Origin of the sequence: Labrenzia sp. VG12 (assembly GCF_002237595.1) — a bacterium.
GTDB lineage: Bacteria > Pseudomonadota > Alphaproteobacteria > Rhizobiales > Stappiaceae > Roseibium.
In genome coordinates this window covers 3672790-3699507 of the sequence record NZ_CP022529.1, presented here as the reverse complement: position 1 = coordinate 3699507, position 26718 = coordinate 3672790, and the positions used below count along the sequence as shown (strand labels likewise).

General features: G+C 60.9%; 20 protein-coding genes. 10 read left to right on the top strand and 10 right to left on the bottom strand.

Annotated features, from left to right (window positions below; all coding sequences use genetic code 11):
* Positions 1-96: 96 nt before the first annotated feature.
* The 7 genes from CHH27_RS17070 to CHH27_RS17040 form a co-directional block, all read right to left on the bottom strand.
* Positions 97-1395, bottom strand: a complete 1299-nt coding sequence (locus CHH27_RS17070; protein ID WP_094072652.1) for an FAD-binding oxidoreductase — start codon at positions 1393-1395, stop codon at positions 97-99.
* An 8-nt stretch (positions 1396-1403) separates the two neighbouring features.
* Positions 1404-3026 carry a GMC family oxidoreductase gene (locus tag CHH27_RS17065; RefSeq protein WP_094072651.1) on the bottom strand — a complete coding sequence of 541 codons (1623 nt, stop codon included), beginning with the start codon at positions 3024-3026 and terminating at the stop codon, positions 1404-1406.
* 8 nt (positions 3027-3034) lie between these two features.
* Positions 3035-3895 carry an ABC transporter permease gene (locus CHH27_RS17060; RefSeq protein ID WP_094072650.1) on the bottom strand — a complete coding sequence of 287 codons (861 nt, stop codon included), beginning with the start codon at positions 3893-3895 and terminating at the stop codon, positions 3035-3037.
* 11 nt (positions 3896-3906) lie between these two features.
* Positions 3907-4773, bottom strand: coding sequence for an ABC transporter permease (locus CHH27_RS17055; protein WP_094072649.1), 867 nt, complete (start codon positions 4771-4773; stop codon positions 3907-3909).
* Positions 4773-5897: an ABC transporter ATP-binding protein gene (locus tag CHH27_RS17050; protein WP_094072648.1), complete on the bottom strand. Its 1125-nt coding sequence runs from the start codon at positions 5895-5897 to the stop codon at positions 4773-4775. Before CHH27_RS17050 ends, CHH27_RS17055 begins: the two co-directional genes overlap by 1 nt.
* A gap of 148 nt (positions 5898-6045) precedes the next feature.
* Positions 6046-7122 carry an extracellular solute-binding protein gene (locus CHH27_RS17045; protein WP_094072647.1) on the bottom strand — a complete coding sequence of 359 codons (1077 nt, stop codon included), beginning with the start codon at positions 7120-7122 and terminating at the stop codon, positions 6046-6048.
* Positions 7123-7222: 100 nt separating this feature from the next.
* A complete protein-coding gene (locus CHH27_RS17040) occupies positions 7223-8722 on the bottom strand; it encodes a PLP-dependent aminotransferase family protein (RefSeq protein WP_094072646.1) in 1500 nt (499 codons plus the stop codon).
* A gap of 303 nt (positions 8723-9025) precedes the next feature.
* Between CHH27_RS17040 and CHH27_RS17035 the strand changes: the two genes are divergently transcribed.
* Both CHH27_RS17035 and CHH27_RS17030 read left to right on the top strand, forming a co-directional pair.
* A complete protein-coding gene (locus CHH27_RS17035) occupies positions 9026-10132 on the top strand; it encodes a mandelate racemase/muconate lactonizing enzyme family protein (protein WP_094072645.1) in 1107 nt (368 codons plus the stop codon).
* A gap of 2 nt (positions 10133-10134) precedes the next feature.
* Positions 10135-11628: an aldehyde dehydrogenase family protein gene (locus CHH27_RS17030; RefSeq protein WP_094072644.1), complete on the top strand. Its 1494-nt coding sequence runs from the start codon at positions 10135-10137 to the stop codon at positions 11626-11628.
* 115 nt (positions 11629-11743) lie between these two features.
* On the opposite strand, the gene CHH27_RS17025 is transcribed toward CHH27_RS17030, so the two are convergent.
* Complete coding sequence (locus tag CHH27_RS17025; RefSeq protein WP_094072643.1) at positions 11744-12340, bottom strand: helix-turn-helix domain-containing protein; 597 nt, start codon at positions 12338-12340, stop codon at positions 11744-11746.
* Positions 12341-12621: 281 nt separating this feature from the next.
* On the opposite strand from CHH27_RS17025, the gene CHH27_RS17020 reads away from it, so the two are divergent.
* The 8 genes from CHH27_RS17020 to CHH27_RS16985 all read left to right on the top strand — a co-directional run bounded on the left by CHH27_RS17020 (position 12622) and on the right by CHH27_RS16985 (position 22668).
* Complete coding sequence (locus CHH27_RS17020) at positions 12622-14220, top strand: ABC transporter substrate-binding protein (protein ID WP_094074821.1); 1599 nt, start codon at positions 12622-12624, stop codon at positions 14218-14220.
* Between the two features lie 90 nt (positions 14221-14310).
* Positions 14311-15252, top strand: a complete 942-nt coding sequence (locus CHH27_RS17015; protein ID WP_094072642.1) for an ABC transporter permease — start codon at positions 14311-14313, stop codon at positions 15250-15252.
* Between the two features lie 56 nt (positions 15253-15308).
* Positions 15309-16115: an ABC transporter permease gene (locus CHH27_RS17010; RefSeq protein WP_371681855.1), complete on the top strand. Its 807-nt coding sequence runs from the start codon at positions 15309-15311 to the stop codon at positions 16113-16115.
* Positions 16112-17113, top strand: a complete 1002-nt coding sequence (locus tag CHH27_RS17005; RefSeq protein ID WP_094072640.1) for an ABC transporter ATP-binding protein — start codon at positions 16112-16114, stop codon at positions 17111-17113. The genes CHH27_RS17010 and CHH27_RS17005 overlap by 4 nt, the downstream gene beginning before the upstream one ends.
* Positions 17110-18096, top strand: coding sequence for an ABC transporter ATP-binding protein (locus CHH27_RS17000; protein ID WP_094072639.1), 987 nt, complete (start codon positions 17110-17112; stop codon positions 18094-18096). Before CHH27_RS17005 ends, CHH27_RS17000 begins: the two co-directional genes overlap by 4 nt.
* Positions 18097-18099: 3 nt before the next feature.
* Positions 18100-19929, top strand: coding sequence for an aminopeptidase P family protein (locus tag CHH27_RS16995; RefSeq protein ID WP_094072638.1), 1830 nt, complete (start codon positions 18100-18102; stop codon positions 19927-19929).
* Positions 19930-20171: 242 nt separating this feature from the next.
* The gene (locus CHH27_RS16990; RefSeq protein ID WP_198338240.1) at positions 20172-21656 is read left to right on the top strand and encodes a caspase family protein; all 1485 of its coding nucleotides are present in this window, start codon (positions 20172-20174) and stop codon (positions 21654-21656) included.
* A 424-nt stretch (positions 21657-22080) separates the two neighbouring features.
* The gene (locus CHH27_RS16985) at positions 22081-22668 is read left to right on the top strand and encodes a hypothetical protein (RefSeq protein ID WP_157738965.1); all 588 of its coding nucleotides are present in this window, start codon (positions 22081-22083) and stop codon (positions 22666-22668) included.
* A gap of 68 nt (positions 22669-22736) precedes the next feature.
* Here CHH27_RS16985 and CHH27_RS16980 read toward each other — a convergent pair whose 3' ends face one another.
* Both CHH27_RS16980 and CHH27_RS16975 read right to left on the bottom strand, forming a co-directional pair.
* Complete coding sequence (locus CHH27_RS16980; RefSeq protein WP_094072635.1) at positions 22737-25112, bottom strand: YbcC family protein; 2376 nt, start codon at positions 25110-25112, stop codon at positions 22737-22739.
* A gap of 17 nt (positions 25113-25129) precedes the next feature.
* Positions 25130-26686: a proton-conducting transporter membrane subunit gene (locus CHH27_RS16975; RefSeq protein ID WP_247646121.1), complete on the bottom strand. Its 1557-nt coding sequence runs from the start codon at positions 26684-26686 to the stop codon at positions 25130-25132.
* Positions 26687-26718 lie beyond the last annotated feature (32 nt).

The following is a 26718-nucleotide window of genomic DNA, read 5'->3' as shown; positions in this document are numbered from 1 at the left end:
CCTTCGAGACGGGCTTTTCGGTCCTCCTCAGGATGAGGTCGCGTTTGCGGCGCGGTTGCCGGGTGTTGGGGGATGATGTGAGGGGGCTTTGACGTCTCAGATCCCGAACTTGTCCCGCATCCGGTAGACCAGAACCGAGGGGGCCAGGAACCAGGGCGTGCCGGTGTAGAACGGCCTGGTCGGGAAGGGGATGCGTTCGAAAGCCGAAGGGGCCTTCTCAAGGCCGGCCGCTTTCTGGCCGATGCGCATGCCAAGATAGCTCGCCATGCCGACGCCCGATCCGCAATAGCCGCCGGCAAAATAAAGCCCGTTGTCTTCGCCGGCATGCATTAGCGTGTCGAACGTGTAGCCGACAAACCCCATCCAGGCGTGGCTGATCCTTGTTGTTTCAAGTTCGGGAAAAAGAGCCGTCATGTCCCGGTGCAGCTTGAGGGCACTGTTGCGCGGATCGGTTTCGCTCAAAGAGACGCGGCCGCCGAAGAGAACGCGTTTCCGGTCTGGTGACAGGCGATAGTAATAGACGAGCTTCCGCGTATCGGAGAGCACTCTGTTTGTCGGGAACAGTCTGTCGACAAGGTCACTTGGCAGTTCTTCGGTGGCAATCACATAAGAACCGATGGGGATGAGGCGGCGCTGGTGCCAGGGCGAGAGGGCGCCGGAATAGCCGTTGGTGGCAAGGATCACCTTGCCGGCCCTGACCGCGCCTTCCGTTGTCAGGACGTTGAAGCCGCCGGAGCCGCGTTCGATCGACAGCACCCGGCAGGCGCCCTTGACCATTGCGCCCGTGCGAAGCGCCTTTTTCAGCAGCGAGGGGTGATAGGTGCCGACATCGATGCTGCAATGATGCGGAAAGACGATGCCGCCGTGATAGGCGTCGGTGCGGAGTTCGCTGGCCATCTCGGCCCGGGGCACCATGAAAGTGTCGGTGGTCCAGACCGGGTGTCCTGCAGCGCTGTCCTGTGCCAGCCTGTCATACAGATGCGGCTTGTGGGCGCCATGAAAGCGGCCTACCTCCTTGAGGCCCATGTCGATGCCGTCTTCGCTGGCCAGGGTGTGCATGTAGTCGAGCGACGCCTGGCCCTCGAGACAGAGCTGCGTGGCAAGCTCGATGCCGTATTTCCTGGTCAGGGCTGCAAAGGATGGCTTGAGGCTGGTGGAAAGCTGACCGCCATTGCGCAAACTGCAGCCCCAGCCGGGGTGTTCGGCATCCAGCACCAGCGTGCCGATGCCCACACCGGCGGTCTGAAGGGCGGCGTTCAGCCCGGTATAGCCGCCGCCGACGATCAGCACATCGATGTCCGACGGAAGAGCCGTGTCGGGCAGCGGGACAGATGGTGCCACGTCCTGCCAGTAGGGCGTCGTCTTGTATCCGTCTGCGAACAACGCCTGTGTCATCGGATCTCCTAAGCTGCCCGCGTGTCTTCCAGGATCAGATCGGCCCCCTTCTCGCCGACCATGATGGCCGGGGCATTGGTGTTGCCGGAGGTGACCGTCGGAAAGACCGAGGCGTCGACCACACGCAAGCCCTCGACACCATAGACCTTCAGCCGCGCGTCAACCACGTTCTCGCCGCTGTCCGGTCCCATGCGGCAGGTGCTGACCGGGTGGAACACGGTTGAGGCGCGGTTGCGCGCATCTTCCAGCATGTCTTCGTCCGACTGAACGGCGGGGCCGGGGGTGATCTCCGTGTCGATCACCGACTGCAGCGCCGGGCTCGCGGCGATCTTGCGCAGGAGTTTGCAGCCTTCGATCATCTCGTTGAGATCGTGGTTGGTGCTGAGGGAATTCGGGTGGATTTCCGGTGCGTCGAACGGGTTTGCCGAACGCAAGCCGATATGACCGCGGCTCGTCGGACGGGTGGGCTGCATGCCCAACAGGAAGCCGGGAAATGGGTCCGGGTTCATCAGCGGGCGTTTGCCCTTGGGCGCCTTGGTGTAGCTGACCGGTGAGAAATAGAGCTGCATGTTCGGCCGCTCGCAGTCCGGATTGCTCTTCACAAACCCGCCGGCCTGATTGACGCTGAGCGACAGCGGGCCGCTCCGTGTCAGGACATAGCGGATGCCCTGGGCAAGCTTGCCCCACCAGGGATAGAGCTGCTGATTCAGCGTCGGCACTTTCGAGCGGTAGAGATAGTCCAGGCCGAGATGGTCCTGCAGGTTCCGGCCGACAGCAGGAGCGTGGACCTTCGGGGCAATTCCTTTTGCCTTGAGAGTTTCACCGTCGCCGATGCCGGACAGCATCAGAATCTGTGGTGAGTTGACGGCGCCTGCGCTGAGGATCACCTCCCGCCGCGCCCGCACCGTTTTTTCTTCGCCGCCCTGGCTGTAGACGGCACCGGTGACCCGGCCATCCTCCAGAACAAGACGTGTGGTGTGCGCCCTGGTGAGGATGTCGACGGTCTTGCGTTTTTTCGCGCGCGAGAGATACGCCCTGGCGGTCGACATGCGAAAGCCGTTCCGGGCCGTGATCTGGTAAAGACCGACACCTTCCTGCGTGCTGCCGTTGAAATCCGGGTTGCGGCGAAACCCGGCGTCTTCGCTGGCGTCCAGAAAATGTGCGCAGAGCGGATGGACACTCTTTGTCATGCTGGACACGTGCAGCGGGCCGTCGCCGCCGCGAAAGTCGTCAGCGCCGTCTTCGTTGCATTCGGACCGCTTGAAATAGGGCAGGACATCGTCCCAGCCCCAGCCCGGATTGCCCATGGCTTTCCAGTCCTCGAAATCCGCGTGCTGACCGCGGATATAGACCATCGCGTTGATCGAACTGGAGCCGCCGAGCACCTTGCCGCGTGGCCAGTAGCCGGACCGGTTGTTGAGCCCCGGATCCGGCTCGGTGGAATACATCCAGTTGATGGATCTGTTGTAAAAGGCCTTGCCGTAGCCGATCGGCATCCAGATCCAAAGATTCAGATCCGACCCGCCGGCTTCCAGCACGCAGACAGTGTATTTGCCGTCTTCCGACAGGCGGTCTGCCAGGACGGCGCCCGCCGAGCCGGCGCCCACAATGACAAAGTCATACTCCGACATGTCCTTGCCTACCCCGCCGACTTGTCGCGCTGGACCAGAATGGAGAGCAGCGCCAGCAGACCGGAGCCGACCATCAACACGAAGGAGACCGCGTTGAGGACCGGTGTGGAACCGACCTTGGCCATGCGATCATACATGGTGATCGTGAGCGGCGCTTCGGAGCCGACGAGAAACAGTGTCGTGTTGAAGTTCTCGAAGGAGACCAGGAAGGCGACGATACCGGCGGCGATCATGGCTGGCCGCAGGAAGGGCAACGTAATTGTGCGCAGAACGCGCGCCCGGCTGGCGCCGAGATTGAAGGCGGCTTCTTCCATGGTGGCATCGAATTTCTTCAGCCGCGCCGTGATCACCAGCGAGGTGATCGTGGCGATGAAGGAGAACTGGCCGAGGACCACAAGCAGGATGCCGGGGCGCAGGAATTCCAGCTCCAGGTCGAAGCGGTTTTCGACGTAATTTGCCGTGTCGCTGGCCAGCACGAGGATCGAGATGCCGAGGATCACGCCCGGGATCACCAGCGGCACCACCATCAGGATGTAAAAGAAATTCTTGGCCGGAAACTCGCCACGTACGAACAGGAACGCGTTCGTGGTTCCGACAAAGACCGAAAGCGCGGCGACAAAGATGGCGATGACAAAGGAGTAGTACAGCCCCTGCAGCAGGCGCCGGTCATGGAACATGCCGAGCTTGGGCTCCGTGTCGGAAAAGAACCAGTCCAGCGTGAAGCCCTGCCACGGCAGGGCCGGGAACAGGCTGTCGTTGAAGGCAAAGGCGCCGGCCGAGATCAGGGGCGCCGCCAGGAAGATGAAGAAGGCGACGACGTAGAGCCGGTAGCCGAGCAGGAACGGGGAGGATTTCTTTTGCGCAAGCATTTCTGTCCTCCTCAGCTCTTGGCGACGGTGTTGGCGAGCGTCTGACCGGACAGCTTCAGGCCGAGCCAGATGACGAGCGATGTAAAGAGCAACAGCAGCATGCCGAAGGCCGCGCCGCCCTCCCAGTTAAACCGCGTGATGAACTGGTTGTAGATCTGTTCAGTGAACCAGGAGGAGTTCTTGCCGCCGAGCAGGATCGGGGTCAGGTAGGAGCCGGCCGTCAGCATGAAGGTGACGATGCAGCCGGCGACGATGCCCGGCATCGCATAAGGGATGATGATCCGGCGCAACACGGTAAAGCCGTTGCCGCCAAGATTGTAGCCCGCCTCGATCATCGAGTTGTCCATGCCGTCGAGCGTGGACACCAGCGGCACGATCATGAACAGGATGACGGTATAGACAAGGCCGACGATGACGGCGGCATCATTATAGAGGAACTCCACCGGCTGGCCGATCAGGCCGGTCCAGAGCAGGAAGTTGGAGATCACGCCGGTTTCGCGCAGCAGCAGGATCCAGCCGAAGGAGCGGATCAGGTCGGAGACCCAGAGCGGGATCAGGCACAGCAGAAAGAGGCCGCCGCGGGCGCGCGGGCCGGCGATCTTGGCGATGTAATAGGCGATCGGAAACCCGATCAGCAGCGCCAGGGCAGTTACCAGGAGCGACATGGATCCGGTGCGCAGAAGTGTGTTCCAGTAGATCGGCTCGTTGATGAATTCCAGATAGTTGGCAAAGCTGTATTCATAAACGCGCGGGGCGACCTTTTCCTTCAGCGACAGGATCACCATGCCGATATGCGGCAGGATGATCAGCAGCGCGATCCAGAGCGCAAAGGGCGCAAACAGCAGGATCAGCGTCAGACGTTTGATGTCCTTCTGCATCACGCGCCCTCCGGGCGGGTGAAACACATGGCCTGTTTCGACGACCAGACGAGGCGAACGTCCTCGCCGGGCTTGAGGTCATTGTCTCCGGTGAGCGTGACGTCGGATTCAATCAGTTCACCGCTGCCGGTGCGCACCAGCACACGGCTGTTGGCACCGTTGAAGAGCAGGCTGTCGATGGTGCCGTCCATCTGGTTGTCGCCCTCCTGGCCGGATGTGCCCATGTCGGACACGCGCACGGCGTGAATGAATTCGGGGCGGACAAAGATCTCGACCTTGCTGCCTTCAGAGATGCGCTGGCCGGCAGCCGCGGAGAAGCTCATCGGCAGGCCCTGGTCGGTCTCCACCTTGCCGCCGCTGCCGTCGCTGGCTTTCACGGTCCCGGACCAGCGGTTGCTGTCGCCGACAAACCCGGCCACGAAGGCGGTCTTCGGGTGGTGGTAAAGCTCCTGCGGCGTGCCGATCTGCTCGAACTCACCCTGGTTCATGATCGCGACATTGTCAGACATCACCAGCGCTTCCGACTGGTCATGGGTGATGTAGATGAAGGTGGTGTTGAACTGGTGCTGCAGCAGCTTCAGTTCGATCTTCATGGCCTCGCGCAGCTTCAGATCCAGCGCGCCAAGCGGTTCATCGAGCAACAGGACGTCCGGGTCGAGCACCATGCAGCGGGCGATCGCTATGCGCTGCTTCTGGCCGCCCGAGAGCTGGTGGATCTCGCGTTCGGCAACATCCGGCAGGGCGATGCGTTCCAGGACGTCATGCACCTTGCGCTTGATGTGATCCTTGCCGAAGCCGGCGCATCTGAGGCCATAGGCAATGTTCTCGTAGACATTCATCATCGGGAACAGGGCCAGGTGCTGGAACACCATCTTGACGTTGCGCCGGTTGGGCGGCATGCCGAGCACCGACTTGCCCTTGATCTTGATGTCGCCGCCGGAAGGATCCTCGAAACCCGCAATCATGCGCATCAAGGTGGTCTTGCCACAGCCGGACGGACCGAGAATGGAGAAGAAGGATCCGCTCGGAATGTCGAACGAGACGCCTTTCACGGCCTGGAAGGAGCCGAAATTCTTGGCGATGTCGACACATTCAAGGTCGTAGGTCGGGGTATCTTGTTTCATGAGCGCGGCCAGCTGGATAGGTCGTTAAGGTGGAGGTCGGGCAGCAGCTCGCGGCCAACCTCAAGTCGGTTTTTCAGGCTTATTTGAACATGAGGCTGTCAGAGCGGACAGCGTCTGACAGCCTCGTTGTCGTCATTCTGCGACGGGATCAGCCGCCGGTGGCTGCCTTGATCTTCTCAAGCGTCTTGCCTTCCATGTCTTCCACGCCCGGAGGAATGTTGGCAAAGAACTTCAGATTGTCGATGTCGGCATCGGTGAAGGCTGCGTTGACGGCCGCCTTCTTGTCTTCCGGCAAAAGGTCCTTGCCGCCCTTGACCGCCGCGATGGCGCCGGTGCTGGCAGACATCAGCGTGACGTTTTCCGGACGCAGCACGAAGTTGATCCACTTGTAGGCCGCATCATCCGCCTTGCCCTTGCGCGGCAGGGCGAAAGTGTCGATCCAGGCCAGAGCGCCTTCCTTCGGCGGCACGAAGACAATGTTCGGGTTTTGGTCGAACAATTTGTAAGCGGTGGAGTCCCAGGTCTCGGACGCAACGATTTCACCGGAAAGCATCATGGCGGAGAGATCGTCGCCGCCCTTCCAGTAGGCCTTGATGTTGCCTTTGCACTCGATCAGCTTCTCGGCGACCTTGTCCAGAATACCCTGGTATTTCTCAAGATCGGAATAGGCCGCGAACGGGTCCTCGCCCATGGAGAAGGCGGTGCCGAGCAGGATCGTGCGCTTCAGGCGCATCGAAGTCTTGCCCTTGTAGGCGGGGTCGCAGAGATCGGCCCAGCTCTTGAAGTCGGCGGCCTTGCTCTTGTCGGCCATCAGTCCGGATGTGCCCCACTGGTGCGGCACGGCATAGACGTCGCCTTCGATGGTGGTGTTGGCTTTCACGCCGTCGAGAAGCTTGGCTTCCATCACGCCGGTGTCGATCTTGGACAGATCCAGCGGCTTGTAGATGTCATATTCCAGCTGCGCGGCGTAGATGCGGTCATGGCTGGGCTGGGCCAGGTCGAACCCGGCACCGCCGGTCGCGCGCAGTTTGGCGATCATTTCCTCGTTGTTGGAGAAGGTGACTTCAACATCGATGTCCGGATATTCCGCTTCGAATTTCTGCACCAGTTCATCGGGCGCATAGGAGCCCCAGGTGAGCAGGCGCAGTGTCTCGGCCTGGGCCGATCCGGCGCCGGCGAGCATGGTCGCAGCCAGAAGGCCCGCGAGGGTCGATTTGATATGCATGACGTCCTCCCTGATTACACGCAACTAACCGGCGAGAAGCGTAGGTCTGAATTGGCCTGCCAAATATATCCATTGCAGATAATTTAGCAGTCCAATTATCTCAGGTGATCTCTTCGCTCTTGCAGCATGCGGGCAGGATCGACTTGAGGATCTGGACGCCTTTGCGGATCTCTTCCGGGGCGCAGCTGCCGAAACCGAGCACAATGCCGCGTTGCGAAATCTTGCCGGGGGTGTAGCGGGAAAGCGGGACCGTGGTGATGCCGTTTTCAGCTGCTCTGGCCACCAGCCTGGCCTCGTCCAGCCTGTCGGACAAGAGCCCGACGGCGTGAAATCCGCTGCTGGTCGGCTGCAGATCGATGTCACCGGCAAGGCTTTTGGCCTCTTCCATCAGCATATCGTGCCGGTACTTGTAGAGTTGCCGCATGGTGCGGATGTGGGTGGCAAACATGCCCTCATCCATGAACTCGGCCACGATCGCCTGGGTGACCGTCGGAACGCCGCTGAGCCAGGTCAGGCAGACCCTTTGGAAGCTTTCAACGAGCCCTTCCGGGACCAGTGCAAACCCCAGTCGCAAGGCAGGAAACAGCGACTTGGAGAAGGTGCCGACATAGATGACCCGGCCATGAGTGTCGATGCTTTTCAGGGTCGGTGGCGGCTGATCGCCATAATAGAATTCCCCGTCATAATCGTCCTCGACAATCATGGCGTCGGCTTCGTTCGCGGCCTTCAAGAGGGCGAGGCGGCGCGACAGGCTCATGATATGGCCAAGCGGCTGTTGATGCGACGGGGTGACGAAAGCCAGCCGGAAATGCGGCGCCTTGGCAAGACCGTCTTCGACGCTCAGGCCTTCCTCGTCGACGTCGACCGGTACCGGACTGGCGCCGATGGCGACAAAGGCATTGCGCGCACCGATGGCACCCGGGTTTTCGAACCAGATGGTTTCGCCCGGATTGACCAGCATGCCCCCGACCAGGGAGAAGGCGCGCTGGGCGCCGTTGGTGATGAAGATCTGCTCCGGGTCGCACTTGATCCCGCGCGAGGCATTCAGCTGGCGGGCAATGGCCCTGCGCAGTGGCATGTAGCCGAACGGCTCGCCATAACCCGTGATCAGGTCGCGGTCCTTGCGCCAGTGCCGCGCGGACAGCTTGGCCCATTGCGCCATCGGAAAGGCGTCAAGCGCGGGCAGGGCGGTGACAAAGGCCTGGGACTTGTGCGGCAGGCGGGAGCGCGGCGCGAAGTCGGTGATGGCGTGCCGGGTGGCGTGGGACAGGCGCGGCACCACCGAGGGCACATCGCTGACATCCTGCGAGGGTTTGGGCGCCGGGCGTTCGTTCAGCGCTTCGCTGACAAAGGTGCCCGCACCAACCCGGGCCTCCAATAGACCTTCTGAAATCAGCCGGTCGATCGCGTCGATCACCGTGGTTCTGGAGACGCCGATTTCCTGCGCAAGCGTTCGTGTGGCCGGCATACGGTCGCCTGGTGTCAGCGCGCCGGTCAGCAACAGGTCGCGCAAGGCCATGTAGAGCTGAATGGAGATTTTCTTGTCGGCGTTCTTGTCGATCTTGATCGATGACAGCACCGCACCGGCATGGCGTTTCATGTCGCGTAAGCCAACGTGGTCAGCGGACGCAAAGGCCAGGCCATTCGGGTGACGCAAAGCAGTCCATCGGCTGCGGTTTGCCGCCTGACCGATGTACCGCATCGCACGTCGCAACGCGCCGCGCCGCGTGAACTGCTTTTCGACATCAAGTGATCCCTGATTGAGGGGGCATGCTCAAGCTCTCTAAATTGGTATGAGACTTTGCGCAAAACGGACCTTAATTCAAGTCCAATTCCGAGTAGGGTCTGCGAAGAGCCAAGTCTGACCCTGCCGAAACGAGTCCGCAAAGGACCGGAGCAAGACATGAAAATCCAATCAATAGAAACATTTACCAATGAATTTGTCTGCTTTGTCCGGGTCACCTCGGACAGCGGTGCGACAGGTTGGGGGCAGGTGGCGCCCTATTATGCGGACATCACGGCCGAGGTGGTGCACCGGCAGGTTGCGCCCTACGCGCTTGGAGAAGATGCGTTCGACATTGAGCATCTGATGGACATCATTCCGGACCGCGAGCACAAGTTTCCCGGGTCCTATCTGCGCCGGGCAATGGGCGGCCTCGACACGGCGCTTTTTGATCTGCGCGGCAAACTGGAAGGCAAGCCGGTCTGCGAACTGCTCGGCGGCACACCCGGCAAGGTGCGCGCCTATGGATCCTCGATGAAGCGGGACATCACGCCGCAAGATGAGGCGGACCGGTTGAAACGGCAGCAGGACCAGTTCGGCTTCGATGCCTTCAAATTCCGGATCGGGGCTGAATGTGGCCGTGACCAGGACGAATGGCCCGGACGTACCGAAGAAATCGTGCCGACCATGCGCAAGGCTTTTAATGACAACACCGCGCTTTTGGTCGACGCCAATTCCTGCTACTCGCCGAAAAAGGCCATCGAGGTCGGCCGGTTTCTGCAGGACAACGGCATTTCGCATTATGAAGAGCCCTGCCCCTATTGGCATTACGACCAGACCCGTCAGGTGACCGAGGCGCTGGAGATCGACGTAACGGGTGGTGAGCAGGACTGTTCCCTGGTCGACTGGCAGCGCATGGTTGATGACCGCGTCGTCAACATCATCCAGCCGGATGTCTGTTATCTCGGCGGCATGGTGCGCACGATGAAAGTGGCGCAGGTGGCGCATGAGGCCGGTCTGCCCTGTACCCCGCACGCGGCGAACCTGTCTCTGGTGACGCTCTTCACCATGCATTTGCTTCGGGCGATCCCGAATGCGGGCAAGTACCTGGAATTCTCCATCGAGCAGGAGGACTACTATCCCTGGCAATACGACCTTTATGTCAAATCGCCCTATGACATCACCGATGGTCATGCCCTGGTGACCGATGCGCCCGGCTGGGGCGTTGAGATCAATCCGGACTGGCTGGCGAGGTCCACCTACAAGATCAGTACCTGGGAGCGCTGAGAATGCCGACCGCAAGCGACCTCATGCAGGAATACACCGAGACCGGTACGCTCACGGCGCTGCCGCTCGGACATTTCATCGATGGGATCTTCACCCAGCCCTCACACAACCGGTCAATGGAGAGCTTCGATCCTGGGCGCGGCGAGGCTTTTGCCAGGTTCACGGCCGGAACGGCGGAAGATGTCGATCAGGCGGTTCGCTCGGCCCGGCAGGCCTTCGAGACGGTCTGGCGCGATATGGCACCGGTCGAGCGGGCGCGGATCCTGCAGAAAACATCCGAGCTGATCCTGGAGAATCTCGACCTGCTGGCCGTCACCGAAAGCCTCGACAGCGGCAAGCCCTTGCAGGAGGCGATGGGCGATGTGCGCGGGGCGGCGCGGACGTTTGAATATTACGCGGGGGCCTGCGACAAGCTGCAGGGCGACAGCTTTCCGCTCGGTCCGAACTATATCGGCTATGCCATTCATGAGCCGGTCGGTGTGACGGCGCATATCATTCCGTGGAACTTTCCGATTTCGACCGCGGCCCGCGGTTTTGCCCCGGCCCTTGCCGCCGGCTGCACGGTTGTTGCCAAGCCGGCCGAACAGACACCGTTCACCGCATTGCTCCTGGCGAAAATCCTTTTTGATGCCGGTCTGCCGGCAGGTGTGTGCAATGTGGTAACGGGCACCGGCCCGGAAACCGGCGCGCCGCTGACCAGTCATCCGCTTGTCGACCACATCACCTTCACCGGATCCGTTCAGACGGGCAGGGCGGTGATGAAGGCTGCGGCCGACGACATCACGCGCGTTGTTCTTGAGCTGGGCGGCAAGTCGCCGGTGGTGGTGCTTGCCGATTGCGACCGGGCCCAGGCCATTGATGGCGTGCTTGGTGCGATCTACGAAAATGCCGGTCAGATCTGTTCAGCCGGATCGCGGCTCGTGATCGAAAAGAGCATTCACGAGGAATTCGTCGCGGAGCTGGTGTCCCGAGTTGAGGCCTTGCGCCTCGGCCATGGGCTCGGCGAGCCGGATGTCGGGCCGGTCAATTCCGCCGAACATCTTGCCAAGATCGCCGGGTTTGTCGATCGCGCCAAGGCGCGTGGGGCGACGATTGCCGTCGGCGGGTCCATCACGCAGGACCCGGCAACCGGCAAGGGCTGGTTCTTCGAGCCGACCATTGTCGATGCGGTTTCCGCCGATGACGAGCTGGCGCAGGAAGAGATTTTTGGTCCGGTGCTGACGGTTCAGGTGGCAGAAGACGCTGACCATGCGCTGGAGCTGGCGAATGATTGCCAGTATGGCCTGGTGGCCGGCATCTACACATCTGACTTTGCCAAGGCGCATCAGTTGGCACGCAAGATCGACGCCGGCCAGATCTATATCAACGAGTATTTTGCCGGTGGTATCGAAGTGCCGTTCGGCGGCAACAAGAAATCCGGCTTTGGCCGGGAAAAGGGCCTGGAAGGGCTGAAGAGCTACTGCAAGACCAAGAGCATTGCAGCCCGCATTGCCTGATCGGGCATCTGTGTTACCTCCCTAAGGCCGGTTCGCTTCGTCGAACCGGCTTCTTTTTTGGAAGATCTTGCGGGCGTCTCAAAGTGCTGGCGCCTATCAGATACAATCCTGCGCTTCAGCTTTTCGGGTCGCCGATGGGTGTTGAACTGACCCAGAGCTCCACGGTTTCGGCCTCACCAAGCACCTTGGAATAATGCGGTTTGGACGTGTCGTGGTGAATGCTGTCGCCGGGGGTCATGATGAAGACCTTGTCGCCCAGGTGATATTCCAGGCTGCCCGACAGGAGGTAACAGAAGACTTCGCCCTCGTGTTCCATGTGCTCCGAGATATGTCCGGGCGGGCGGTGGATGATCGTTGGGTAAAACAATGCGCCGGGAAAGCCGGGGCCAAGCTTCTCGTAGAGCCGTTTCGACTTACCGAGCACATAGGTTTGCCGGTCGTCCTTGGAGACGAATTCCGAATAGGGTTCGGGAACCTTGATCAACTGCTCCAGGCTGGTCTGAAGCGCACCGGCAATGCGCTGGAATGACGACAGGGACGGGGAGCTGATGCCGCGCTCGACCTGAGACAGGAATCCGATCGTCAGTTTGGTCGCCTTGGCCACGTCCTCAAGGGTCATGCCGAGGGCCTTGCGCCGTTGCCGTATCACCGGACCGTAATTCGGCGTGTCAGCTTCGGGTTCCCGGGTGTCAGTCGGCCCATCTATGGTCATGAAGTCCTCCGTTCCGGCAAGTCTTATAGCCTCCGCTGCCGAAGAATGCCAGCCTCCGACACTTGCTAAAATTTATCAATACTAAAATTTCTTTTAGTGAATGGTTTGGTGGCAACTGATTTAGAAAACACAGTTAAAACATGGGTTTATGAACATCAATGTTTTTTAGCTGTGTTAAAAATTTAAGCCAATTTCTAAGTTTTACTAAAAAATGGCTTGCGGAGCAATCGCTTTCGACTAAGCTCCGGGGCCTCATGACACGTGCACTGGGAGGACACACCATGAAAGCTGCAGCGCTTGCCGTCGGGCTGGCTATGAGCACGGCTTTGACCGCTTTCACCTATCAAACAGCCGACGCCCTCGAGCGTGGCGGTACCCTGAATTTCGCGCGCTATGACGGTTCGAAACTGGTCGATCCGATCTATGCGGACCGCAATCCGGATATCTGGATGGTCGGCAGCCTGTTTTCGACCCTTCTGGAAACCGATCCGGACAGCGGCGAGCTGGTCGGATCCCTGGCCGAACGCTACGAAGTGGCCGCCGACGGCAAGACCATCACGCTGACCCTGCGCGACGGTCTGAAATTTTCCGATGGCAGCGCCCTGACGGGTGAAGATGTCATCTTCTCGCTGGACCGGGCACGCAATCCGGATCTCGGTCCGTGGTCCGGACTTCTTTCCGCGATTTCCAACGTGAGTGCTGACGGCAACACGGTGACCATCACCCTGGAAAATCCGGATCCGGCGCTTCTGTCGATGCTGGCGACCTTCAACACGGCGATCGTCTCGAAAAAGGCATTTGAGGCAGCGCCGGGCGAAACGGACCAGGACAAGTCCGCCGCCATCTTTGCGGCTGGTGGTCCCGGTGTCGGGTCGGGTCCGTTCTTCCTGAGCGGCTTTGAACAGGGCGCCTCGATGTCCTTCAGCGCCAATCCGCATTACTGGAAACTGGGCGAAGACGGCAAGCCGCTGCCTTATGTCGACGGTGTCGAATTCCAGGTTATTCCGGATGACGCAACACGTGTCCTCAAGCTGACCGCCGGTGAGGTCGATATTGCCGAGTTCATCCCGTTCTCGCGGGTATCCGAGCTCGATGCGGATCCGGCGATCAACATGTACCTGTTCCCGTCGACGCGGATCATCTATTCGCCGATCAACACGCGGGAAACCCGTGCGGACGGTTCTCCGAACCCGCTGGCCGACAAGCGCGTCCGTCAGGCTCTGAACTATGCGACCCACAAGGATGCGTTGATCCAGCTGATCCTGCAGGGCGCGGGCAAGCCGATGTCTTCTCCGGTCATGTCCTCCGCGACGCGGCTCGCCGTCGACATGAGCCCGCTTTACGGCTTTGATCTGGAAAAGGCCAAGGCCCTGATCGAAGAGGCCGGACTGGAGCCGGGTACGGAAATCACGCTGACCACGCTGGCCGGCTCGGCGGACGATGCCACCATCTTCGCAGCACTTCAGCAGATGTGGCAGCCGCTTGGCATCACTCTGGTCGCCGAGCAGGTCGACGGTGCGACCCGTGGCGCAAAGAACCGCTCCGGCGAGTTCGACATCCACACCTATGGCTGGGTTGACGACGTCAACGACCCGAGCCAGGTCACCGGCTGGCTGGGCTACTATCCGACCCGCAAGGCCGTCGGTACGGGCTGGAACAATGCCGAGTTCAACGGGCTTTACGAAGCTTCATCCACGGAGATGGATCCGGAAAAGCGCGCCGATCAATACCGGCAGATGCAGGAGATCTACGCGGAAGCAGCCCCGCTCCTGTTCATGTACGAGACCCCCTTCGCGGTGGCGGTGTCGGGCAAGGTGGATGGCTACATCCAGACGCCGCTCGGCAACAACATCTTTGAAAACGTCTCGCTGGAACGCTGATCCGCGTTCCTCCCACGAGCGGGAGGTTCAGGCACCCAGCCCACTGGGTGCCTGACCTCCCGGTCGGTCTTTCAAGGCACGGCGATTGAAATGGCTGGTGTGCAATACACGTTGAACCGACTGGTTCTGATGATACCGACCTTTTTTCTGGTCATGATCATCATCTTTCTTCTTGTTCGGCTTTTGCCGGGCGATCCGGCAATTGCAATTGCGGGTGACAAGGCCTCTGACGCCGACATTGCCGCCATTCGCGACAAGCTCGGTCTGAACGCACCGCTCTGGACCCAGTTCTGGCTGTTTGTCACCAACACGCTGCAGGGGGATCTTGGCCGATCCATCCTGATGCGGGCGCCAGTCCTCGATGTTGTTCTGGCACGTCTGCCGACCACCCTCTTCCTGACCATCTACGCTGTTACCTTGTCGATGCTGATCGCGGGGCCATTGGCCTTTCTGGCTGCGGTCAATCGGGGCAAGTGGCAGGACAATCTTATCAGGGCCGTTTTCCAGGTCGGGCTATCCATGCCTGTCTTCTATATCGGTCTGCTGCTGCTGACCTTCCTGGCGGCCCATCTCGGGCTTTTCCCGGTCGGCGGTTATGGCGACACGTTTTTGGACCGGATGTATCACCTGTTCCTGCCGGCCGTGACGGTCGCGCTCTACACTTCCGCGATTTTGATGCGGAACCTCCGGTCAGCGATCATAGAGGTGCTGGATGCCGAATATGTTCAGTTCGCGCGCGCCAAGGGCCTGCCGAACCGGTTGATCCTGGGCCGCCACGTTCTGAAAAATGCACTGATTTCCACCGTGACCCTTTTGGGCCTGTCCATTGGTCAGCTGATGAGCGGTACGCTCGTCACCGAAACGGTGTTTGCGGTTCCAGGCGTCGGCCGGTCGATGCTGGAGGCGATCTTTGCCCGGGACTATCCCCTTATCCAGGGCCTGACCCTGACCTTTGCCGTACTGGTATCGGCGGTCTTTCTCATGACGGACCTGTTCCAGAGCTGGCTTGATCCGAGGATGCGCCTGAAATGAGTGACGCGACTGTTTCCGCGGCAAACAGGGCCGCAAAGAAGCCGGGCCGCCTGCAAATGGCGCTGGCCAAGCCGGGTTTCATGGCCGGTGTTGTCATCATCGGTGCGTCCCTGATCCTGGCACTGTTTCCATCCGTCTTTGCGCCCTATGACCCGAATTTCATCAACTACACGGCTGTGCGCCAGCCCCCCAGCTGGCTGCATCCCTTCGGCACGGACCTGCTCGGTCGCGACACCTTTTCCCGGGTGATCTGGGCCTATTCCGTCAACATGCAGATGGCGTTTCTGGCAACGGTCTTCGCCCTTCTGATCGGTGTCGTCGTCGGAGCGCTGGTCGGCTATTACCGTGGTATCGCCGACATGATTTTCGGTCGCGTGGTCGATGCGATCATCACGTTTCCGTTCCTGGTTCTGGTCATTGCCGTGGTAGCGGTGCTCGGGCCGGGGCTGATCAACATGTATATCGCGATCACCCTGGTCGGCTGGGTCTATTACGCGCGCCTGATGCGCGCCGAAGTGATCTCGCAATTGGCCAATGACTATGCTTCCGCCGGGGTGGTGATGGGCTATTCCGACCGGCGCATCATCTTCCGGCATCTCCTGCCCAATGCGATCACCCCGATCATCGTCTACTGGATGACCGACATGGCGCTGGCCATCCTGCTCGGATCCTCGCTCGGTTATCTTGGCCTCGGCGCACAACCGCCCCAGGCCGAGTGGGGCGTGCTGATCGCCGAAGGGCGCAATTTCATCACCACCGCCTGGTGGCTCAGCCTGATGCCGGGCATTGCCATCGTCCTTACCGGGCTCGGCTTTTCGCTGATCGGCGATGGTCTGGCAGATCTGTTGAGGCCCCGCGGATGACCTTGAAAAGCGTTCAAACCCCCGTGCTGCAGGTCAGTAAACTCTGCACCACTTTCACCGCAGGCGGGGCCTCCATTCCGGCCGTCCGTGATGTCGACTTTACCCTCAACAAGGGCGAGGTGCTTGGCCTTGTCGGTGAGAGCGGCTCGGGCAAAAGCGTGACCTTGCGATCGATCCTGGGCCTGTCGAGGCGCTATGGCACCACGACCGGCGATGTGCTCTGGCGCGGCGACAATCTTGTGAGTGCACCGGAAAGCCGCTTGCGCACCATTCGCGGTGGCGAGATCGCCATGATCTTCCAGGAACCGATGACCTCGCTCAATCCGCTTCTGACGGTCGGGTTGCAGATTGACGAGACCCTCAAGGCGCATACCGAGATGTCGGCGGCGGAGCGGAAAAAACGTGCGGTGGAGATGCTCGACCTGGTCGGCATTCCGGCGGCAAGTTCCCGGCTCGCGGAATACCCGCACCAGTTTTCCGGCGGAATGCGTCAGCGGGTGATGATCGCGATTGCGCTGGCGGCGCGGCCAAAGCTGCTTCTGGCGGACGAGCCGACCACCGCGCTTGACGTCACCATCCAGGCGCAGATCCTCGATCTGATCCTGTCGCTTGCCAAGGATTTCGACATGGGCGTGATCCTGGTGACCCATGATCTTGGTGTGGTTGCGCAGACCTGTGACCAGGTGGCGGTGATGTATGCCGGCCGGATTGTGGAAGAAGGCGCTGTCCGCAATGTGCTGAAAGCGCCTCAGCACCCCTATACGGTCGGGCTGATGCGCTCCGTGCCTCAGAACGTGCCGCCGAGAACGCCTCTTTATTCCATTCCCGGAACACCGCCGAGCCTGCTCAACTTGCCGAAAGGCTGCGCATTTGCCCCACGCTGCGCCAACAAGACTAGTGCGTGTGAGGATGGCCGGCCGGAGCTTCAGGAAAGCGGCACCGGCCGGGCATTGGCCTGTTTCAACAAGGTGCAAGCCAGGGATGGAGCTGCGGCATGAACGAAACAGTGTTGGAAATCCGCGACGTCAGCCTGATGTTCAAGGGCAAGCGCGGTGTGCTTGACGTGGTGAGCGGCCGGCCGCCGCGCAATGTCAATGCGCTGAACGGGGTGTCGCTTGATCTGAAGCGCGGGGAAACGCTCGGCGTGGTCGGGGAATCAGGCTGCGGCAAGTCGACCCTGGCACGCTGCATCGTGCGGCTGCACGAGCCGGGTGGCGGTGAAATCCTGTTTCACGGCTCGGATGTGTTTGCGGCGGAAGAACGGCGGGACCGCAGTTACAACCGCCGGGTCCAGATGATGTTCCAGGACCCTTATTCCTCCCTCAATCCACGCATGACCACCGGGCAGATCCTGAAAGAGGCGCTGCTGGTGCACCAGATGTGCGGGGAGAGTGAGGTCCCTGAACGCCTGGCCAGGCTGATGGATCTGGTCCAGCTGCCCCAGGACGCCCTTGAGAAATACCCGCATGAATTTTCCGGTGGTCAGCGCCAGCGCATCGCGATTGCCCGGGCTCTGGCCGTCGAGCCGGAAGTCCTGATCGCGGACGAGCTGGTGTCCGCGCTGGACGTCTCGGTGCAGGCGCAGATCGTCAATCTGCTATTGGAACTGCAGGAGCGGCTGGGTCTGACGATCCTGTTTGTCGCCCATGACTTGCGTCTGGTGCGGCATGTGTCCAACCGGGTGGCGGTGATTTATCTCGGCCGGATCGTCGAGATCGGCGACAGCGAGACGCTGTTTGCCAATCCCTCGCACCCCTATTCCCAGGCGCTGTTGAGCGCCGCGCCGTCGCTTGATCCGGACGACAAGGGCACCAAGATCCACTTGGAAGGTGAATTGCCGTCTCCAATGGACATTCCTCCCGGCTGCCCGTTCCATGTGCGCTGCCGCCACAAATCCCCGAAATGCACTGCCGAGCTGCCCGTGTTGCGCGCCCTTGAGGGACGTGGCGCGGTCGCCTGCCACCACGCTGAAGAGATCTGATCAATGACTGACATGCGCGCCGTCCTGGCCGACCGGCTGGCCTCCCTACGTTCGGAGATGATTATTCGCGGGCTGACAGCCCTGATCGTGCCGCGATTTGATGCCCATCAGGGTGAATATGTGGCCCCGCATGACGAACGCCTGGGGTTTGTCACCGGCTTTACCGGCTCTGCCGGTGCCGCCATTGTCACGGCTGATCGTGTTCGCCTCTTTGTCGATGGCCGTTATACCGTTCAGGCCCAGAACCAGTGTCCGGCGGATCTGATTGAGCGGGACCATCTTTTGGAGCACCCACCGGAAAACTGGCTGGCGGAAGAGGCAGGCCCGGACTGGGTGATCGGCTATGACGCCATGTTGCTGCCGCCACGCTGGGTCGAACGATTTGAAACGGCGCTGAAGCGCACCGGCGCGCAGCTGACACCGGTCACCGGCAATCCGGTCGATGCAGTCTGGAGCGACCAGCCGGTCGAACCCTTTGGACTGATCACCGCGTTTCCGCTGCAGTTCGCCGGTGCTTCGGCTGACGACAAGCGCCAGGACATGCTGCAGACGATGGCGGACAAAGACTGCCGCTTCATGGTCGAGACCCAGCCCGACAACATCGCCTGGCTCTTGAATGTGCGCGGCGACGACGTTGCCTATAACCCGATGCCGCAATCGTTTCTGGTGCTGGAGCAAAATGGAACAGCGCACTGGTTTGTCGACGCCCGCAAGTTCGAGGATGGGCTGGCGGACAGTCTGCCCGCCTGGTTGAGTGTTCATCCGAAAGTGGCTTTCCTTGGCGTGCTGGCCGACCTTCTGGACGAAGGCGACCGCGTGTTGCTCGATCCCGACTTCTCTCCGGCTGCCGTGGCGCGTCTGGCAACTGCCAAACAGGCAGAGCCAGTTCTGGAGCGAAGCCCGGCGACACTCGCCAAGACGCGCAAGAACCGCACCGAGTTGGAAGGGATCCGTGCGTGTCATCTGGATGATGCCGTTGCCTGGGCCGATTTCGGAGCCTGGCTGACCCGGGAAGTGCCTGTGCGGGCCGCGGCCGGTGAACCCGTTTCGGAATATGAGGCGGAGGAACGCATCCTGGGCTGCAGGAGCGCACGGCCGACGTTCTTGTCGGAGAGCTTCCGAACGATTTCCTGTGCCGGCGGCAATGCGGCCATGTGTCATTACGCGGCGGACCCGCGTGCCTCTGCCCCGGTCCTGCCGTCAGGCTGTTACCTGATGGACAGCGGTGGTCAATACGAGACCGGCACCACGGATGCGACACGGTCCTACACGTTCGGGACCTTGCCGGACGGGTATGCGCGCGCATTCACTGCAGTGTTCAAGGCTCTGGTGGCGCTGGCAACACTGCGCTTTCCCAAAGGGACGCAAGGCCATCACATCGATGCCATCTGCCGTCGTCCGCTCTGGGATCTGGGGCTTGATTACGATCACGGGACCGGTCACGGCATCGGGCATCGCCTGTCGGTCCACGAACAACCGCAACGGATCGGAAAACCCTACAGTCCGGTCGACCTTGCCTCCGGCATGGTGATGTCCATAGAGCCAGGGCACTATCTGGCGGGGCGCTACGGCATTCGCCTTGAAAACCTTTACGAAGTCGTCGAGCTGGAAGACGGTTTTCTCGGCTTCGACACTCTGACCTGGATTCCCATCCAGACCGACGCCCTGTTGGTCGAGCACCTTACAGAGACCGAGCTGCACTGGTTGAATGCCTATCATGCCAGGGTCGAAGAGCTGATTGCCGATCGCTGCTCGGCAGAGACTAGGGTCTGGCTCTCAAAGGCCTGTGCCCCGATCGGTTCCGGTGAGGGCAGCCTGCGTGCTGTCGGTTGAGCCTTGCTCTTACCGAAAACCGTGCCCTTGACCACTGCTGCGCAAAGACACGCGAGTGTGTCGCCGTCGCCGGCACATCAGTAGGTGACGTTACGAAAAGTAACTTGTCTTGAACCTGCTTTGCCTCAATGATGAAACTCGTGTTTGCGATGAGGTCAACAGCAGGTCGGGTTTTCATGCGCTTTTGTCTAGCCGCGGGTCTCATGAATTGGGCGGGGCAGTTCAGGGCGCGCTGCCTTGTCATGCCCGGTCTCGGAATGATGCTGTTCCTGGCGTCCGCAGCAGTGGCTCAGGCGTCAACCGACCCGTTCGCAGAACGCCGGATGGCGTTGATTGTCGGCATATCCGATTATGCCAATGCACCGGACCTGGACAATACCAACCGGGATGGCCGGCTGATCTCCGACACGCTTTACGCCCTCAATTTCGAGGTTTCCGAACATTTCGACATTGGCCTCGATGAGTTTCGCGCCCTGCTGGAGCGGTTTGCCTTCGAGGCGGAAACTGCCGATGTCGCCCTGGTCTATTTCGCCGGTCACGGCATCGAGGTTGGCGGCCGGAATTTCCTGGTGCCGGCGGACGCAGATGCCGGCAGCCGGCAGCGCGTCGCCGATACCTCCGTTTCGCTGGACGATATTCTCCAGGCCGTCGACAAGGCCCGTCAGCTGCGGATCGTGATCCTGGATTCCTGCCGCAACGACCCTTTTGCCGATGGTGGTCTGAAAGAGACGCTGACTGTTGCTTCCGCGGCAGCAAGGAGCAGTCTTGCACCGCCGTCACCCGACCGCGGCACGCTGGTCGCCTATGCTGCGGAAGCCGGCAAGGTTGCGCTGGACGGTGCGGGCGACAACAGTCCCTTCGCCCTCGCGCTCGCCGAGACGCTGAGGATGCAGGATCTCGAGATCGGCCTGGCCTTTCGGCAGGTGCGTGATTCCGTCCTGAAGGCAACGAGCAACGCGCAGGAGCCGCATACTTACGGTTCGCTCTCCGGCAAGCCTTACTTCCTCGCCGGCAAAAGCCAGGAAGTGAACGGGCTGGAGGCAAATGAGCGCCGAAATGCCTGGGGACGTCTTGAGGTCGACCAGGAAGAGCAGCTGCAGGTGGCTGCCCGTGATGGGGACAGCCGGGCGCTGAAAGGCCTCGCCTACATGCGTCTCAATCCGAACGAGAAACGCTACGACCCTGCCCGCGCCGCAGCCTTTCTGGAAAAGGCCGTGGAGGCTGGGGATCCCGAAGCCATGTTCGAGTTGGCTCGCATGTATGAGCGCGGTATCGGTGTCGAGCAGGATGTCGAAAAAGCGTTGGACCTGTTTCGAAAATCGGCTGCCGATGGCTTTGCGGATGCCATCAACGATCTCGGTTTCCTGCATTACCAGGGCGGTTTGGGCATCATACGTGATCCCAAAAAGGCCATCGAGCTCTTTGGCGAGGCGGCCGATCAGCGCCACCCGGAGGCCATGTTCAATTACGCTGCCCTCATTGACGACGGGGTCGTTGCGGACAAGACAGCCGATGACGCCGCCGAATATCTTTATCGCGCTCTCAGGTCCGGCAATGAAGAGGTTCTGGGGCAGCTCTCGGACAATCCGAACATGTTCAAGGCGGCGACACGCCGATCCCTGCAACGCAAACTGTCTGAACGGGCCTTCTATAGCGGCAGCATTGACGGGCAATTCGGACCTCAGACCCAACGCGGCCTGCGCAGGGCCTACGGCCTGAGCGAGTAGACGGTGGCGGCAGGGTGCGTGAGGCCACTTCAATTGCCAAAGTCAGAATTTCTTACGTAAAGTCACATAGGTGGTTTGTCTTTATCTGGTTCGTCCTGAACTGTAATATTTGTTGTCTCTTAGTGGAGTTTGGCAATTTTTGTCGGCTTCCGACCTGAGGTGAGTTTCAAAAACACAAGAAGGTGTAGTTCAGTTCGGAATCCGCATTGATTTGACCTTGAGGAGGGTGCGAGTTGCTGTCGATTTTCAGGAGGTCGCATCACGTCTGGCAATCTACGTTCAGTTGAGACGCTGATCGGGCGTCGACAATGTGATTGGGGGAATCATGACTTTTCGATCAAGTATCGCCTGCAGCCTTGCCCTTGCGTTGGCGGGAAATGCAGTTGCCGCGGTCCTGTCACCGGACAAAGCTGACGCTCTGCCTGTGGCACCCAGCCTGACGCTTCCGGACACCTACGATCCGCTGGCAGGGCTTTTCCATCTTCAGCAATACAATGACAGCAGTACGGAGAGCACCCCCTCCGAGCCCAGCTATGACCCTGATCGCAGTGAGCGAGATCCGCGGCTGAGCAATAACCCGGGCCTGAATGATGGCATTGCTCGCGGGGTTGCCTCATTGATCACCCGTGGCAGCAATGAATGTCAGAGCGGGATACGGCCTGAATACCGCTTTGACTGCTTGAAAAACGTGCTGGCGCGCGCGGCGTCTACCATCGACAACCGGCCAGGGTACCGCGAAGCGGCTCGCGAACTCAGGAGCCTGTCCCGCAAACTGGACGGTATTGTTTCAAAATATCAGGACACGGGCGCACCACGTGCGAAGAAAGGGCGCCGCAGCTACCGCGCGGTGGCGCAGGAAAGTTTGGCGCGGGCGAACCGGGAAGCAGCCGCGGCAATTGACGAGACGGTGACAAAGCTGCTGCGTTCGGCGGGGAACTCCGAAAAACGCAAGGCGCACTATTCCCAGATCGCCACTGCAGTTGGCTCGACCAAGCGCCTGTTGCGGTCGTAGTCCGAGGCTGCCGGACTTTCCGGCGGCGCGCAGGTCTTTTTAGCGGCATTGCCTGACCTTTTTAAAGGTCAGGCTGCACGTTCTGTGGCCATGTCAGGGCACCAGCTGCCACCAGCAAGATAACGTGCCGAGACGCAACCCTCCTTCAGGGCAAACAGGTGCAGCCAGCCATGGTCGAATAGGGCCCGCACTTCCGGGTGTCTGGTCAAAACGGACTGAATTGCTTCAGTGGGCGCTTCGATCAGAACCGTGAGCCGCAGCGGTGTATGGGCCAGATGTTCGCCGTCATGAACCGCTTGCCAGGGCAGGCCCGGCCGGAGTCGGCCGCCATTGCCTTCCACGACGCCAATGCCGCCAACGACATTGTGGATGAGCTTGTTGCCGCCGCCGAAAATGTCCGGAGCCACCGAAGATCCGTAATACTGAAGACTGATCCAGCTTGCGACAACCACCGGGGCCGTCAGGATCAGTTCCAGCGTCTTGAAGCCTTCGTCGTTCTGCCAGTCGTAACTGTGCAGGAAGGCGCGGCCCTCAAGATCGGCTGCGGAAGTGACCTGCCTCGGGGCCGCAACAAAAGCGGCACAGTCGGCCAGTCCCCATTCCGGGCGGATCTCTGCCCAGTTGAGGGCACGCGCCGGTATCGTCCGGGCACTCGCGTTTGGCAGTTTCAGGGCACGCTCCGCGCGCACGTCTGCGCCGGCGTGCTCCAGCCAGACCCGAAGCTGAGCAAGGTCTTCCTTGCCGACGGCACTTTTCTGTTCGAACAGCGTCAGCTCATCCGTTGTGGTGTTATGGAGGCCGGCCAGGAAGACCGTATCGGCGGGAACCTCGATGTCGTGCTCGGCAAGCCCTGCACGGGTCTCCGGATCGTTCAGCAAGTCTGCCAGCAAACGTGCAGACACTTCGCCGGAGTAGCCGCCGCAGGCGCCGCAATGATAGGCGCTGTCATGCGGATTGTTGCAGGTCTGGGCCGTATGGCCCACCAGAAGCACCAGCGGCGCAAGGTCTTTTGTCAGGCCCATGGCGCGCAAGACGGCTGCGGCCGTCTCCACCTTGACAGTTGCGTCGAGACCGGGGGCGAGCCTGGGTGCTGTCTGATCCTGTTTTGAGCTATCGCCAAGCCCCATCGCGTCACGCATGAGCTTCCAGCCGTAAAGCGGACCGGCCGCTTCAACAAAGGCAAAGGACGATACGGCCGCCTGCCGGAAACGCCCCAGAGCCCGCACGGCCCGGGCGCCGATACGGGTCTTGTCTTCCGCGTCCTTCGAACCGTGGCTGGTTGAGGTCAGGGCAGGTTTCAGGAGAACCGGTAGGTGATTTTCGATCACGTCCGACCCACGGCCCTGATGTGCCACGGGCAGGCCGAAGAACCCGGCAAAGCCGAGTGTCTCGATGGTGGGTGACTGGTTTTCCAGCGCCCGCCGATAGATCTCCGACCTGACGTCGATGCAGAAGGCAGCCTGGATTGCGGCCCGTTGCTGCCGTTCTTTGCCTGGCTTCAGTTTTTGGACGAGGCTCCGCTGAAAGGCCCGTTCGGATGCCTCCTGCAAGATCGCATTGACGATCTGGTCGGGTGTCGCTGCAATTTGCTGCTCATGCCGGGTGACAATGGCCTGCCAGCGCTTTTGAACCTCGGGAAAGCGTGTCAGCAACGCCTCTTCCCAGATCAGCCTGATGGCCAGCAGATCGGCCAGGGTTCCGTCCGTACCGCCTTCCAGCTCGGCCTGCCAAAGCAGCCAGCGTCCATGCTGGGCCCAGCCGCCGAGGTCCATCAGCAACCGGTGAAACACCGTTTCGGCAGCCTTGTCGCTGATGCCGAGATTGTCCGCGGCCTGCAGGATCGTGCGTTCCGTTGTGTCGGGGGACGTGGATACGTGTTCGCAAAAGCCTTTCAAACCAGCGATTTCAGGTGTGAGGTCTCGTGATGCCCAGGACCGCCAGGCGGAAAAGGCCCGCGCTCCTGGCTCAGGCGACCAGAGTGCCTGGCCCTGGTCGAAAAATCCGGACGCCCAAAGTCCGACAGACTTTTCAATGACTGCCGGCCAGTCGATGCCGGTTGCCTCGGCGGCCAGCTCTGCCAGGGTGGGCAGCGCTACAGGCTGTTCACACTCTGCCTGAGCCAATTTTTTCAATGCGGCAACGCTCGCGGGTTTTGCCAGGGCGGGACTGGCAGCCAGAGCCCCGGCCAGATCCTCATCGGTGATACAGCCCGATTCGATGGCGGCAGCGAGTGTCTGGCGATCCTGCGTGAGCGGGGTGCCAGCTACCCGGGCGAGACGCGCAGAGGCGGTGGCAAGGTCTTCGCCCGTCTGGCCGAGAAACGGATTGACGGCGACGGTTGCCTCCAGTGGGAATGCAGGTGGAATGGCGCGGATTGCAGCCTCTCCGGCCTTCAGGATTTGAGCGATCCGGGTCGAGGTGAATTGGGTGTGTCTGACAAACATCGATTGATCCTCGTTCTCTATTTTGCGATCCGGTAGCCGCCGGTCAGGCGGTCGAGAAGCGCATTGAGGTAAAAGCCGTTGGCAACATGGACCCTCAATCCGGCCGAGGCCGGGTGATGCGCCCAGAGCGGGAAGAGTGTCTGGGCCAGCGCAACCAGACCAAAACTGGCAACCGCGAGCACAAGCAGGGCCCATTCGAGCGGGCCGACCTCGGGCGTGGCCGGCAGGGCGGTAACCCAAAGCGTGTTGGCAACCTGCTGAAAGGCGAAATAGGCCAGGGCGACACCTGTGGCTGCGAGGCCGGTACGCCTTGTCAGCGCAGCGGGGGCTGCATCGGCGAGACCCTGGGCAACGAGATAGGCAACGCCGAAAATCAGGATGGCCCCCAGGGCCAGCGCCTGCGCCGACTTGGGGCCTGCCAGCCAGACAAAGGCCGTGGATACGATGCCGTACAGCACCAGGGAAAGGGCGAAGGATTTCGCGACCGCTGCCAGGTTCGGGACGGCAATTTCTCCGGGTCTGCGCTGTTTTGCAACGGTGCCGACTGCGCCCGTCGAGCTCAGGAAGGCGTGAGCCTTGTAGAGCGAGTGGGCAACAATGTGCAGCAGGGCAAGTGGCCAGAGACCGAGGCCGCATTGCAGCAGCATGAAACCCATCTGTGAAACGGTCGACCAGGCCAGTGCGGTCTTGACCGCGCTTTGGGTCAGCATGACCACAGCGCCGAAAAGGGCCGTGAAACCGCCGATCATCACCAGGAACGCCATAGCGCCCGGGCTGGCCTGAACAAGATCGGCCAGACGGATCAGCAAGAGGCCGCCGGCGTTGATGATACCGGCATGCAGCAGCGCGGATACCGGCGTTGGTGCTTCCATCACCTCCGTGAGCCATCCATGGAGCGGAAAGCTCGCCGTCTTGAGAACCGCAGCAAGGACGACCAGAGCCACGGCTCCATGCGGCAAGGCTTCCAGATGTGATCCGGTAGATCCGGAAAGCTGGCTGAACACGCCGGTGCCCGTTGCAAGCGCAAACAGCAGCGCAGCCAGAAGAAGGGCAATGTCACCGGCATGCCAGACCAGAGAAAACTTGGCGGCGGCCCTGCGCGCTTGTGGCCGGTCCGGATAGAAAAGCAGCAGCTTGCGCAAGGTGATGCCCACGGCGATGAAAGCCGGAAGCAGAACGACGAAGCTGCCCGACAGGACCAGAAGCTGCACCGCGGCAAGCGTCACCAGCATCTGGGCGTGAAACGCTCCTTCTTTCCGGTCGCGCGCCAGGTAGGTTCTGGAAAACCGCATGACGATCCAGCCAACAAAGGCAACGAGGAGAGACATGGTTGCGCTGACCGCATCCAGTCTCAAGGCGAGTGCAAGCGGGCCTTCAAACCAGATCACCTGAATTGGGCCGACTTGTATCAGCTGGCCCACCCCGAGGGCTGCGAGACCCAGTGCGGCCAGCGCTGCGCCCTCGGACAGCCAGGGCAGGATCGTGAAACGTCGGAGGTTCAGACCACCCAAAAGACCAGCTGCGATCACCAGAAGAACTGGCGCGAACAAGGGGAGGGGGATGGTCGAGAACACGATATTGCTCCTGGCTGCTACGGATGCCGCCG

Bases quoted from the DNA above. Each gene is read 5' to 3' on its own strand.
- CHH27_RS17000 (WP_094072639.1), top strand. From the start codon at position 17,110: ATGAACGAAACAGTGTTGGAAATCCGCGACGTCAGCCTGATGTTCAAG.
- CHH27_RS16990 (WP_198338240.1), top strand. From the start codon at position 20,172: ATGCCCGGTCTCGGAATGATGCTGTTCCTGGCGTCCGCAGCAGTGGCT.
- CHH27_RS17040 (WP_094072646.1), bottom strand. From the start codon at position 8,722: ATGAAACGCCATGCCGGTGCGGTGCTGTCATCGATCAAGATCGACAAG.
- CHH27_RS16980 (WP_094072635.1), bottom strand. From the start codon at position 25,112: ATGTTTGTCAGACACACCCAATTCACCTCGACCCGGATCGCTCAAATC.
- CHH27_RS17065 (WP_094072651.1), bottom strand. From the start codon at position 3,026: ATGTCGGAGTATGACTTTGTCATTGTGGGCGCCGGCTCGGCGGGCGCC.
- CHH27_RS17030 (WP_094072644.1), top strand. From the start codon at position 10,135: ATGCCGACCGCAAGCGACCTCATGCAGGAATACACCGAGACCGGTACG.
- CHH27_RS17015 (WP_094072642.1), top strand. From the start codon at position 14,311: ATGGCTGGTGTGCAATACACGTTGAACCGACTGGTTCTGATGATACCG.
- CHH27_RS17055 (WP_094072649.1), bottom strand. From the start codon at position 4,773: ATGCAGAAGGACATCAAACGTCTGACGCTGATCCTGCTGTTTGCGCCC.
- CHH27_RS17020 (WP_094074821.1), top strand. From the start codon at position 12,622: ATGAAAGCTGCAGCGCTTGCCGTCGGGCTGGCTATGAGCACGGCTTTG.
- CHH27_RS17070 (WP_094072652.1), bottom strand. From the start codon at position 1,395: ATGACACAGGCGTTGTTCGCAGACGGATACAAGACGACGCCCTACTGG.
- CHH27_RS17060 (WP_094072650.1), bottom strand. From the start codon at position 3,895: ATGCTTGCGCAAAAGAAATCCTCCCCGTTCCTGCTCGGCTACCGGCTC.
- CHH27_RS17035 (WP_094072645.1), top strand. From the start codon at position 9,026: ATGAAAATCCAATCAATAGAAACATTTACCAATGAATTTGTCTGCTTT.
- CHH27_RS17050 (WP_094072648.1), bottom strand. From the start codon at position 5,897: ATGAAACAAGATACCCCGACCTACGACCTTGAATGTGTCGACATCGCC.
- CHH27_RS17045 (WP_094072647.1), bottom strand. From the start codon at position 7,122: ATGCATATCAAATCGACCCTCGCGGGCCTTCTGGCTGCGACCATGCTC.
- CHH27_RS17005 (WP_094072640.1), top strand. From the start codon at position 16,112: ATGACCTTGAAAAGCGTTCAAACCCCCGTGCTGCAGGTCAGTAAACTC.
- CHH27_RS17025 (WP_094072643.1), bottom strand. From the start codon at position 12,340: ATGACCATAGATGGGCCGACTGACACCCGGGAACCCGAAGCTGACACG.
- CHH27_RS17010 (WP_371681855.1), top strand. From the start codon at position 15,309: ATGGCGCTGGCCAAGCCGGGTTTCATGGCCGGTGTTGTCATCATCGGT.
- CHH27_RS16995 (WP_094072638.1), top strand. From the start codon at position 18,100: ATGACTGACATGCGCGCCGTCCTGGCCGACCGGCTGGCCTCCCTACGT.